The 12,113-nt window shown below is 34.4% G+C and carries 12 protein-coding genes; 2 read left to right on the forward strand and 10 right to left on the reverse strand.

Annotation, left to right across the window (positions count from 1 at the left end):
* Positions 1 to 23: 23 nt before the first annotated feature.
* Both BLR17_RS12905 and BLR17_RS12910 read right to left on the reverse strand, forming a co-directional pair.
* Positions 24 to 803: a zinc ribbon domain-containing protein gene (locus BLR17_RS12905; RefSeq protein ID WP_066328812.1), complete on the reverse strand. Its 780-nt coding sequence runs from the start codon at positions 801 to 803 to the stop codon at positions 24 to 26.
* Positions 804 to 812: 9 nt separating this feature from the next.
* A complete protein-coding gene (locus BLR17_RS12910) occupies positions 813 to 1,907 on the reverse strand; it encodes a Nif3-like dinuclear metal center hexameric protein (protein ID WP_066328813.1) in 1,095 nt (364 codons plus the stop codon).
* A 75-nt stretch (positions 1,908 to 1,982) separates the two neighbouring features.
* Between BLR17_RS12910 and lpxK the strand changes: the two genes are divergently transcribed.
* The gene (gene lpxK, locus BLR17_RS12915; RefSeq protein ID WP_066328817.1) at positions 1,983 to 3,008 is read left to right on the forward strand and encodes a tetraacyldisaccharide 4'-kinase; all 1,026 of its coding nucleotides are present in this window, start codon (positions 1,983 to 1,985) and stop codon (positions 3,006 to 3,008) included.
* A complete protein-coding gene (locus BLR17_RS12920) occupies positions 2,980 to 3,792 on the forward strand; it encodes a purine-nucleoside phosphorylase (protein ID WP_066328818.1) in 813 nt (270 codons plus the stop codon). Before lpxK ends, BLR17_RS12920 begins: the two co-directional genes overlap by 29 nt.
* Here the strand turns inward: BLR17_RS12920 and BLR17_RS12925 are convergent.
* The 8 genes from BLR17_RS12925 to BLR17_RS12960 all read right to left on the reverse strand — a co-directional run bounded on the left by BLR17_RS12925 (position 3,789) and on the right by BLR17_RS12960 (position 12,080).
* Positions 3,789 to 5,972, reverse strand: a complete 2,184-nt coding sequence (locus tag BLR17_RS12925) for a tetratricopeptide repeat-containing hybrid sensor histidine kinase/response regulator (RefSeq protein WP_066328819.1) — start codon at positions 5,970 to 5,972, stop codon at positions 3,789 to 3,791. The genes BLR17_RS12920 and BLR17_RS12925 overlap by 4 nt on opposite strands.
* Before the next feature lie 4 nt (positions 5,973 to 5,976).
* Positions 5,977 to 6,975: a type I glyceraldehyde-3-phosphate dehydrogenase gene (gene gap / locus BLR17_RS12930; protein ID WP_066328820.1), complete on the reverse strand. Its 999-nt coding sequence runs from the start codon at positions 6,973 to 6,975 to the stop codon at positions 5,977 to 5,979.
* A gap of 66 nt (positions 6,976 to 7,041) precedes the next feature.
* Complete coding sequence (lipA, locus tag BLR17_RS12935; RefSeq protein WP_066328821.1) at positions 7,042 to 7,941, reverse strand: lipoyl synthase; 900 nt, start codon at positions 7,939 to 7,941, stop codon at positions 7,042 to 7,044.
* 191 nt (positions 7,942 to 8,132) lie between these two features.
* The gene (locus BLR17_RS12940) at positions 8,133 to 8,987 is read right to left on the reverse strand and encodes an energy transducer TonB (protein ID WP_066328822.1); all 855 of its coding nucleotides are present in this window, start codon (positions 8,985 to 8,987) and stop codon (positions 8,133 to 8,135) included.
* A gap of 367 nt (positions 8,988 to 9,354) precedes the next feature.
* Positions 9,355 to 9,735, reverse strand: coding sequence for a group I truncated hemoglobin (locus BLR17_RS12945; protein ID WP_066328823.1), 381 nt, complete (start codon positions 9,733 to 9,735; stop codon positions 9,355 to 9,357).
* A 30-nt stretch (positions 9,736 to 9,765) separates the two neighbouring features.
* Complete coding sequence (locus BLR17_RS12950; protein ID WP_066328999.1) at positions 9,766 to 10,059, reverse strand: NIPSNAP family protein; 294 nt, start codon at positions 10,057 to 10,059, stop codon at positions 9,766 to 9,768.
* A gap of 90 nt (positions 10,060 to 10,149) precedes the next feature.
* Positions 10,150 to 10,428, reverse strand: coding sequence for a hypothetical protein (locus BLR17_RS12955; RefSeq protein ID WP_066328824.1), 279 nt, complete (start codon positions 10,426 to 10,428; stop codon positions 10,150 to 10,152).
* Positions 10,429 to 10,856: 428 nt separating this feature from the next.
* The gene (locus tag BLR17_RS12960) at positions 10,857 to 12,080 is read right to left on the reverse strand and encodes an MFS transporter (RefSeq protein ID WP_066328825.1); all 1,224 of its coding nucleotides are present in this window, start codon (positions 12,078 to 12,080) and stop codon (positions 10,857 to 10,859) included.
* Positions 12,081 to 12,113 lie beyond the last annotated feature (33 nt).

The raw sequence follows: 12,113 nt of genomic DNA on the forward strand, positions 1-12,113 counted from the left end.
GGTTAATCGGGACTTAAATATAATTAAATACTTGCGAATAAGTTTTCCATTTTTTCTTTTTCTTCTTCAGCTAAGCTACTGTCAACTAAAATTCTTCCTGAATGCTCATCGATGATGATTTTTTTTCTGGAAGCAATCTCCACCTGAGTTTGTGGAGGAATAGTGAAGAAAGAACCTGCAGAAGCTCCTCTTTCGATAGATACTACTGCTAATCCGTTACGAACACTTGAACGAATTCTTTTGTAAGCAGCTAATAATCTTTCTTCGATTTGCTCTTGGAATTCTGCTGACTTTTGAGTTAGGTATTCTTCTTCCTTAGCAGTTTCTGCCATGATATCATCTAATTCTAATTTTTTATGTTTTAGATGATTTGACTTTAATTCTAATTTCTCTTTAGATTGAGCAATAATCTCTTTTTTGTGTTCGATTGAAGCTTTCATTTCTTTCATTTGCTTTTCAGCTAATTGAATTTCAAGCTCTTGGAATTCGATTTCTTTAGTTAAAGAGTTGAATTCTCTGTTGTTACGAACGCTTTCCTGTTGTTTAGTATATTTTTTGATAGCCTCTTTGTGCTCGTCGATGCTATTCTTTTTAGCTTTAATTTGCTCTTCAATTACTTCAAGCTCCGCTTTTAGTTTTTCAGAACGAGTGCTTAAACCAGCAACTTCATCTTCTAAATCTTCCACTTCAAGAGGAAGTTCTCCTCTTACATTTCTAATTTCGTCAATTCTAGAGTCGATCAATTGTAAATCGTAGATGGCTCTTAACTTGTCCTCAACACTTAATTCTTTCGTATTAGTCATATTTATATTCTATAAGTACTTAACTGGATTTGTATTTTCTTCTGATAAAATGATGGCAAAATTAAGGATTTTTTTCCTAAGAAAATCAACAATATAATTTTTTGTATAGCGTTCACTTTCAAAATGTCCAATATCTGCTAAAATTAATTGATTTTCGGCCTCATAAAACTGATGGTATTTTAAATCGGCAGTCAAAAATGCATCGGCTCCGGCCTGAATAGCGTTTTTTATGGCAAAACTTCCTGAACCTCCCAACACAGCTACTTTTTGGATTTTTTTGCCCAAAAATGTAGAATGACGAATACCATCTGCCTGCATTTTTTCTTGTACCATGAGCAAAAAGTCTTTTTCATCCATAGGATTTTCCAGTTCGCCTATCATTCCTAAACCAATATTTTGATGTGCATTTTGCAAATCATAAATTTCATAAGCCACTTCTTCGTAAACGTGGTTTTTAAAAAGTGCTTTTAGAATTTTGGATTGCAAATATTTTTCGAAAGTGACTTCGATTTTGATTTCATCGCTTTCTACAAATTCAAAGCGTTCGCCAATTTCGGGATTGCTGTCTTCGTTGCCCATATAAGTCCCAATTCCTTTAGAATTAAAACTGCAATCTTCATAATTACCTATTTTTCCTGCTCCGGCATCAAATAAAGCATTGCGTAATTTTTCCGCATTTTCAGGAATCGTATAAGTGATTAATTTTCGAATAAAATTCTGCTTCGGAATCAATATTCTGGTTTTTGTCAATCCGAGTGCATCACAAACTATTTTGTTCACCCCTTCTTTATGATTGTCCAGAGCAGTGTGAACGGCATAAATGGCAATATCGTTTTTGATGGCCTTAAGTAGTGAGCGTTCCACATAATTTTTGCCTGTAATTTTCTTTAAACCCGAAAATAAAATAGGATGGAAGCAAACCACCAGATTGCATTTTTTTGCAATAGCTTCGTCAATAACATTTTCTAAAGCATCATGACAAACTAAAACGCCAGTGGCTTCGGTATTTTGGTCGCCAACTAATAAACCAACGTTGTCAAAATCCTCAGCATAGGCAAGCGGAGCCATTTCTTCGAGAACAGAAAGAATTTCTTTTATTTTCATGATTTTGGTTTTTTAGCTTAAACAAATTAACGAATAAACAAATCAACTTTAAAATAAAAAATATACTTTCGTAATATGAATTTACTTCGAAAAATACTTTTTCCTTTCGCTATTTTATATGGATTGGTAACAGCCATCCGGAATTTTCTTTTTGATAAAGGAATTTTAAAATCCTATGCTTTTGATTTACCAATAATTGCGGTTGGAAATTTATCGGTAGGAGGAACAGGAAAAACGCCTCAAATAGAATATTTAATTCGTTTACTTTCTACAAAATACAAAGTAGCTACTTTAAGTCGTGGTTATAAACGAAAATCAGAAGGTTTTGTTTTGGCTGATGCCAATGTAAATGCCGAAATTTTAGGTGATGAACCGTTTCAGTTTTTTCAAAAATTCCCAAATATTCAGGTTGCTGTAGATGCCAATAGAAAGAATGGTATTGAGCAATTACTTTCGAAAAATCCAAAACCGGAAGTGATTTTGCTAGATGATGCGTACCAGCACCGAAAAGTAAAAGCGGGATTTTATATTTTGCTGACCGCTTATGGTGATATCTATGCCGATGATTTTATTTTGCCAACGGGAAATTTGAGAGAAAGCAGAAGCGGAGCTCGTAGAGCTGATGTAGTTGTGGTTACTAAATGTCCGCCAAATCTTTCGGAAGCTGAGCAACTTTTGATAAAAAACAAATTAAAATTGGCTGTAAATCAGCAGTTGTACTTTAGTTGTATAGCCTATGATGATTGTATTTATTCAGAAAACAGCAAGATTGAGCTAAGCGAAATAAGGGAAGAACAAAAACTGCTTTTGGCAGGAATTGCTAAGCCCGAACCTTTTTTTGCTCATTTAAAAAATGCGAATGATCCCTGTTTGACTTTTCCGGATCATCATCATTTTTCTGAGAATGATATTCAGGAAATTATAGTTAAGGCTCAGGATGCAATTATTATTACTACCGAAAAAGATTATGTTCGACTGAAGGGAAGTTTGCCTGTTGAACAGCTTTTTTATTTGCCAATCCAAAGTAAGTTTCTTTCAGGAAAAGCAACATTTGATAAAAAAATTAAAGATTATGTGGGAGCTAGTACAAGAGACCGTTAGTTATATCAAAGAGAAAACTCGTTTTACTCCGGAATTCGGTGTAATATTAGGCTCGGGCTTGGGTAATTTTACCGAAGATATTCAGATTGAATATGTATTGCCTTATAGTGAAATTCCAAATTTTCCTGTATCTACTGTTCAGGGACATAAAGGCGCTTTGGTTTTTGGAACTATTGGAGAGAAAAAAGTGGTGGCCATGCAAGGTCGCTTTCATTATTATGAAGGTTATTCGATGCAGGAAGTTACTTTTCCGGTGCGTGTAATGAAATATTTGGGAATTAGTAAATTGATTGTTTCCAATGCTTCGGGCGGTGTGAATCCTAAATATAAAGTAGGGGATATTGTTCTTATTAACGATCATATTAATTTGGTTCCGGAGCATCCTTTGCGCGGAAAAAATGACGAGCGTTTTGGACCAAGATTCGTAAACATGAGCGAACCTTATTCTAAAAAAATGATTGCTCTTGCGAAAGAATTGGCACAAAAAAATAACATAGAAGTTAAAGACGGAATTTATTTGGGTTTACAAGGCCCAACTTTTGAAACCTTAGCCGAATACAGAATGGTAAAAATTCTGGGAGCGGATTGTGTAGGAATGTCTACTGTTCCTGAAGTTATCGTGGCACGTCATATGGATTTGGAAACTTTTGGAATTTCTGTAATTACAGATATGGGAGACGAAGGAAGTATCGAGGCTATTTCGCACGATGAGGTTTTAGAAGCAGCCAGAAAAGCAGAACCTAAGGTGAGAATGTTGATTAAAGATTTGATATTGAACGTTTAGTTAGCTAAATGCTTGGATAAAATTAGATAGAAGTCGTTCGGTATAAAAGGTTTGGTAATAACGTCATTCATCCCAAAAGACAGTAGCATTTCTCTATTTTCGTTTAAAGAAATAGCTGTCATTGCAATGATAGGGGTAGTGGTATCAAATTTTCGAATTTCCTGAGTAGCAATAGTTCCGTTGATACCTGGTAGATGAACATCCATAAGGACTAAATCGAATTTATTGTTTTTAATAACTTCAATGGCTTCTTCACCGTTGTCAATTACTTCACAGTGAATCTCTCTGTTTTCAAGCATTCGTTTAGTAATCATTTGGTTGATTTTGTTGTCTTCAACCACTAAGATGTTTTTGCCTTTTATTTTAGAGAGATCAAAAGTAATTTCATTTTGAGGCTTTAATTCAATTTGGTCTTTAGCTGTTGTTAATTTCAAATCAAAGGAGAAAGCAGAGCCTTCGCCAACATTACTTTTTAAATGGATTTCGCTGCCTAATAGGTTTATGAGTTTTTTTACGATTGTTAATCCTAAACCGGTACCTCCGTATTTTCGGTTGATTTCGGTTGAACCCTGAGAGAAACTCTCAAAAACACTTTCTAATTTTTCTTCCGGAATTCCAATTCCTGTGTCTTTGATTTCGAAAGATACAATAGCGGCTTGGTCTTCCAAAGATTTTAGTTTTGCTACAATGCTTACTTTTCCATTCTTGGTAAATTTAAGCGCATTGTTGATTAGATTCATGAAAATTTGCGATAATCGAATTGGGTCTCCAATTAAATTATTTGGAATTTGGGAATCAAAATCCAGAATGAATTCATTTTTGTTTTTGGTTGCAATTTCAATTAAGGAGTTTCTGATATCCTCTAATAGCTTTTTAAGATTAAAATGGATGTGTTCTAACTCAATTTTATTCGAATCAATTTTATTGATTTCAAGGATATCATTGATAAAAGCGGTCAGATAATTCCCGGAATATTGTAACGAACTAAGATAGTGTAATTGGGATTTTTTGGGTTTTTCTTCTAATAAGAGATGTGTGATTCCATTGATGGCGTTCAGCGGAGTTCGTAATTCGTGACTTACGGTAGAAAGAAATTCAGCTCTGGCATTAGAGGCTTTTTCTGCTTTTTCTTTGGCAATTATAAGTTCGTTATTTTTTTCCTGTAAAAGTAGATTTGTTTTCTTTTTAATATTATTGTTTTTGTACAGGGAAAAGCTTAATAATGAAAGAATTGCAATGAGTGCAATGGATAAATAATTGATTAATCGGGAGAATTTGTCTGTTCGTTCCTGATCTTTTTTCTTTTTTTCTGTGCGGGCTAAAGTAAGTTTTCTTTGGTTTTCTTTAAAAGTTTCATAGTCGTTTATCCCTAACTTTTCATTGTTAGAAATTGCAATATTTTCTTTTAAATTCAGGTGTAGTTTTAAATAGGAATAAGCATTGCTCTTGTCCAGCATTTTTTCATATGTACGACTGATGGCAAGTAAAATATTGGATTTTTGTTCTAAATTTTGATTTTTAGCGTTTAAATTTAAGGCTTTGTTAAAATAACTCAGCGCTAAGTTGTTGAGGTTTTTTTGTTCTTCAATGAGTCCCATTTGAAACAAAGCTTCGGCTTTAGTATCAAGAAAATTTGGAGTGTCCGGTTTAGAAATAATACTGTTTAAACGAACAGAAGCTAAGTCTGGTTTTTTTGTAACCCGATCAATAATTGCCTTTTGAAGAATAATTAAATCGTCATTATCTTTAATTTGTAATGCTTTTGAAATTTCAGCCGATTTATAAATACTGATTTTAGCTGCTGTAAAATTAGAGTCTTTTATATGACTTAGTCCCAGATAATAAAAAGCTTTAGCATATTCTGCAGTTGGGCTTATTGATTTGAAAAGATTGATGCTTTCGGTTAATTTTTCGATAGCATCATCATATTTTTTTAGGTTATAGTAGAGCTTACCTAATTTAGCTGTTTGAATGGCCTGATCTGTTGTATTTGAATGTTCTTGGGCATAATCAATAGCTTTTTGGGTAAACAAAAAAGCATCTTTGTACTTATTTGTTTTAATATTCGCATTAGCCAGATTATTGTAATGGCTAATGCTGTCTGTTTCTGCTATTTGAGAGTACAGAACTGAATTAAATAAAAAAACTAAAATCAGAAAAAAATTGATTTGTAATTTCATTCAGTTAATTAGGTTTGGTCAAAAGTATTAAATCTATTAAACGGGATGAATAACCAATTTCGTTGTCATACCATCCTACTACTTTTACCATTTTATCAATAACTGAAGTAAGTTGGGCATCAAATAAGCAGGAATTTCTGTTTCCTACAATATCAACTGATACGATTGGGTCTTCGGTGTAATCGAGTATTCCTTTTAGTTCATTTTGCGAAGCTAATTTAAAAGCTTCATTAATTTCTTCAATAGATACTGCTTTTTTAACATTAAAAGTAATGTCGGTAAGCGAGCCATCCGGAACAGGAACACGGATTCCACATCCGCCAATTTTGCCCTCTAATATAGGAAAAATTTTTGTTAGTGCTTTAGCCGCTCCTGTAGTTGTAGGAACAATAGACTGGCTGGCACCTCTGGCTCTTCGTAAATCCTTATGTGGCTGGTCGTGTAAACTTTGGTCAGTAGTAAAGGAATGGATAGTAGTGATATATGCTTGTTCAATTCCGCAAAGTTCATCGATTATTTTAATCATTGGAGCGGAATTGTTAGTGGTACAACTCGCATTAGAAATGATTTTTTCAGTACCGTCAAGAATATGTTCGTTGACACCTAAAACAACTGTTTTTATTGTGTCAACTTCTGATGGTGCCGAAAGAATTACTTTTTTAGCACCGGCAATAATGTGTTTGTTTAAGTCTTCGTAAGTTTTGAATTTTCCTGTGGATTCAATTACAAAATCGATATTTAAATCTTTCCAGTTCAGGTCGGAAATATTTTTTTCGTGGAAAAATGCAAAATGCGTTCCATCAATTGAAAATCCTTTTTCATCTGCACTTACCGTTTGCGGTAAAACACCGTGAATACTGTCGTATTTGATTAGATGTGCCATCGTTTTAGTGTCGGCAATATCATTAATAGCAACAACTTCTATTTCAGGATGATTTAAAAGTAGGCGAAACAGGTTTCGGCCAATTCGACCAAAACCATTGATGGCAATTCTTATTTTCAAGTTTCTTGTTTATTTGTTTAACTGTTTAATCGGTTAAGCAAATAAACGATTAACCGAATCAACTTTTTATAATATGTGTTTTTGTGCTTTGTATGAAGAACGAACTAAGGGTCCGCTTTCAACATGACGGAAACCTAATTCTAAACCAAATTGTTCATATCGGGCAAATTGTTCCGGTGTGATGAATTCCTTAACGGGTAAATGTTTTTTACTGGGCTGTAAGTATTGACCAATAGTGACTACATCTACATTAGCAGCACGTAAGTCTCTCATGGTTTGGAAAACTTCTTCTTCTTCTTCGCCCAGACCTAACATGATTCCTGATTTGGTTCTGTTGATTCCTTTTTCTTTTAAATAGCGTAATACTTCTAAACTTCGGTCGTATTTAGCCTGAATACGTACTTCACGAGTCAAACGGCGTACCGTTTCCATGTTATGAGAAACCACTTCAGGATTTGCTTCCACAATACGATCAATATTTCTTTCGATTCCCTGAAAGTCCGGAATTAAAGTTTCAAGAGTTGTATTTGGGTTCATTCTGCGAATAGCTCTTACAGTTTCCATCCAAATGATAGAACCACCGTCTTTTAAATCGTCACGGTCAACACTGGTAATAACTGCATGTTTGATGTTCATGATTTTAATAGAACGGGCTACTTTTTCTGGTTCATCCCAGTCTACTGTTTCCGGACGACCTGTTTTTACACCGCAAAAGCCACAAGAACGCGTACAAGTATTTCCTAAAATCATAAAGGTAGCGGTTCCTTCGCCCCAACATTCTCCCATATTAGGACAACTTCCCGAGGTACAAATAGTGTTTAGGCTGTATTTATCAACCAGACCACGAAGTTCAGTATATTTTTTCCCGATAGGAAGTTTTACTTTTAACCATTTTGGTTTAGCGATGTTTGTTTCGGATAAGCCTTGGGTTCCAACTGCTGTGGTAGTATCTAAAGTAGTCTCCATAAATCAATTTTAAGGCTACAAATATACGGAATGTTGATTTAAAAAGAGCTGTTTTAAATGCAGTAGCTTATGGAGAGTTTTGTTAAAAAAAATAAAATGATTTTTAAAGTTGGTTTTGTAAGTGAATCCCCGTAAAATAAAAAAAGCATTCGAATTAATGAATGCTTTTTTGTTTTTTATCAAAATCCATTTTATTCAATTTGTACTACAATAGGCAAGTTGTAAGCTGTTCTTACAGGTTTAGCGTTGTAAATACCTGGAGACCATTTGGCTTTGATAGATTTTAGCACTCGAACAGCTTCTCTTTCTAAAGCTGCTCCGGGATGATTTAACACTTTGATATCAGTCATACTGCCGTCTTTTTCTACTACAAAAGAAACCGTAATACGCACATTTCTGCTTTCTTCCATAGTAGGGCTTACAAAATGATTCCCTACATAGCGATAAAATTTTTCGATACCTCCGGGAAACTCCGGTTTTCTGTCTAATACACCCGAATTAATAATTTCGGTTCCGTTAGTGTCTCCATTTCCGGTTCCAACACCAGTTCCGTTAATTGTTCCGCCTTCAACGCCACCGATTACACCTCCTTCAGAACCAGAAGTAGTCATTCCGTTGGATGGATTTTCTACAGGATTTGTTCGGTCTAAGGTATATGTTGTCGCAGGAGTAGCTTGTGTAGCGCTTACTACTGTAGGATTGATAAGCTGTTTTGTGTCAATGACGTCTGTGGTAGACTGAGATTGAGCAGGAGGTGGGGCAGGTGCGGCAGCCTTAGCTTGTTTTTCAGCCTGATAAATTTCATCTAACTGTATCACCGTTTTACTCCAGTCTACATCGACGGGAATACTGATTTCTTTACCATTAAAGACATGCAATAAATTAGGGATTACAATTAATGCAGTGCATAATAAAATACCCAGAGTAAGTGCCTTAAAAGATGTTTTTGTGGTTTCCTGACGCAATTGAAAAGCGCCGTACTCTTTGTTTCTGTTTTCGAAAACTAGGTTAATCCATTTGCTTTCATAAAGACTGTGATTTGACATAAGATATAGATTTAATGGTTAAAGATTCAGTTAAATCGTATGCGAATGTGGTATTTTGTTTGTAACGGTTAAATTATGAAATTAGTATGTAAAATCCTAGCTATTGTTTAGAATAATTTTAATTAAAAATAATAAGATACCTAAAAGTGAGGCTTGTGCTGCTTTTTTAGTTTCAAACAGATGTTCTGTTTTTATTAAAAAATAAACCTTGCCTAAAAGATTTCAACAAGGTTCTTTATTTTATTAATTGGTTGAATATTTACAGCAAAAGTCAGTTTTTGTAATTGCTACAGATTTTCATTGATATTGATATCAGGGATTTGTATAAACCATTTTTTCAGGTAATTAGCTGAGAGGGTTTAATTGTTTAAACATGCAGCATGCTTGCTTTGAGTGAATAGGCAATGTACAAAACATCTTTTTGGGTTTGTTCATCGATATTATTCTTATTAAGAGCTTTCATAATGTCATCTATTGCATCCATATATTCGCCATTACTAATGTTCATTCCTTTGTGAGCCGTTGTCATGTCTTTTCCTGTATATGCTTCGGGACCACCACTACCTGCAGCTAAAAAATGGATTAAATGCTTGCGAACTTCCGAAAAATGCTGGGGATTATCCTTTAAAGGAAGAAATCTTGCTTTTATATGTGGATTAATCATGTGTAGTTCCACAATGTCATCTGCGATGGCTTCTATTCCTTTGATGCCACCTAATCTTTCATAAAGACTTGTATTGTTTTCCATAATGTTGTGTTTTGAATATTACTATTTGTTTTACCAAACATGGTAAATTTCTCTACTTCCGCTATAATACATTTCATGGTAACCTTTCATTTTTTCCTTCATCTTTTTAACTTCTTCACTGTTTTGCATATATTCCTTATAAGATTGTTCGTAGGCCGAAATGCTCTCGTATTGGCTAAGCATAATCACTTTGTTAAATTCGCCGGTAAGATCAGTTAAAATATGGATGAGTTCAGTTCTGTCAGTCATTATTTCTTTAAAAAGATTGGCTAATTTAGAAGCGTTCCCGGGCTTACAAATAAAAGTTTCTTGAACGATAATCATAATTAATTTTTTTAAGGTTAATAATTTTTTCATGATGTAATTGTATGTAGTATACAATAGCTAAATAATTGGTATTGGCTGTGGATTTGTTTAGTATCCTTTTATAATTCCGAATATATTTTGGATATCAGGAACACCTAGTTTTACCTCCATAGAATTTAGGATAGGAATCAATATTTCACCAAAAGCTTCAAAATCTTCCATACTTTCCCATACATCCAGAATGTCTACTTCATTATTGTTTCCATAGCATACATGGTAACTTCTGCCTTTTGGATTCCCTTGTCCGGCATCCTGAAGCTTTTTGATTGCTTCGAGATATTTGGTTTCGGTAAAGTTGCTGTGTTTAAATTTGATTACAATAGCCATGATTTTTGGTTTATATTGTCTGTAACGTCAGGTTTAAGTAGTAACCGTTTTTAATAAAGACAATGCGTCAGGTAACAAATCAAAATTCCGGTTTAAAAAATCAACTGAATTTGATGCGCAATCGTGGGGCTACAGGTGATGCTGTTATACTGAAAATGACTATAACAGCTTGTTTGTGTTTATTTTATAGTAAATATAAATGTATGAAAAAATACGATACAATGCTTTAAATGAGAGGGTTATTTATACTGAGGTTGCTATGTGTAATAAAAAAAAAAGAAACCTACTTTAAATTGCTTTAAAAGGGGGGGCTGGTCTTTTTGTAAAATGTTTAAAGCATCCGGGATAGGTAACTGTTTGGAGTCTTCTGTCAGTGATTTGTTTTTTTGTGGTGGTTTTGAGAGCTTGTTTTCCTTAATTAACTTCAATCAACCGTTAGTTATTTTGATTTGTTCGGGCATACGGAATTTGATAATTAGTGAAGAAATAATAGTTAGTCCTCCAATTAGAAAAATTGCATATTTAACCCCAAAAATATCGGCTGTAATACCTGATATAATAGCGCCAAATGCATAGCCCAGGTCTCTCCAAAGTCGGAATGTGCCAATACTCTCAGCTCGTTGTTTAGGACTTGTTGCTTGCGCAATGGTTGATAAAAATGTAGGATAAACCAAGGCGGTTCCTAAGCCTAAAATTGCAGAAATAGAAGCCAAAATGTAAAAGTCCCGACTGAAAGGAATAAGTAAAATGGCCAATCCCTGAAGAAGCATTCCCCAAAAGAGCATTGCTTTTTTTGAGAAATGGTCTGACATTTTTCCGGTGAATAGTTGCCCTATCCCCCAAATGGTTGGATAAATGGCGGTAATTATTCCTGTGTTTTCGTTGTTGTAGTTTAGTGAAACCAGAACAATAGGAAGCAAGCCCCAAATCATTCCGTCATTCAAATTATTTATAAGTCCTGCTTGTGTTACAGAACTTAATGTTTTGTTGTTGAAAGTGGTTTCTAAAAATACATTTTCAAGATGTGCAGTAGTGTCGGTTGCGCTTTCTTTATGAACAAAAATTCGGGTGTCTTTTATCCATAAGGCTGTAAAAATAAAACCAACAATGGAAATACCAATTCCAATATAAAAAGGATAGGGTGTAATGCCATATTTGTTGGCAATATACCCTGTTAAGAATGCAATTATTCCCACTGCAAAATAGCCTGAAAATTCGTTTAATCCCATGGCAAAGCCACGATCTTTTTCGCCAACAAGGTCAATTTTCATCACCACTGTACTACTCCAGGTAAGTCCCTGGCTTGCTCCAAGAAGAATGTTGGCAAAAATTACCCAATTCCAACCGGGTGCATAAATAAGTAGAAAAGGAATAGGAATAGCAATTAGCCATCCTAATAAAAGTAAATTTCTCCGTCCGAATTGATTAGCAAGACGTCCTGTATAATAATTGGTGATTGCTTTTGTAATTCCAAAAGCTGTAATAAATGAAAGTATCGCTGTTTTAGAAGCTACACCAAATTCTAACTCGGCAAATTGTGGAAAAATAGTTCTTTCCATCCCGATCATCCCACCAACAAAGGCGTTCACGATTACCAACAAGCTAAACTGTTTCCAGTTTTCTTTGAGTCCGAGTTGAATGTTGTTTGTCATTATTTTTTTCTGCGAATTTCGGTTTAAACTTTT

Source organism: Flavobacterium glycines (assembly GCF_900100165.1).
Taxonomy (GTDB): Bacteria; Bacteroidota; Bacteroidia; order Flavobacteriales; family Flavobacteriaceae; genus Flavobacterium; species Flavobacterium glycines.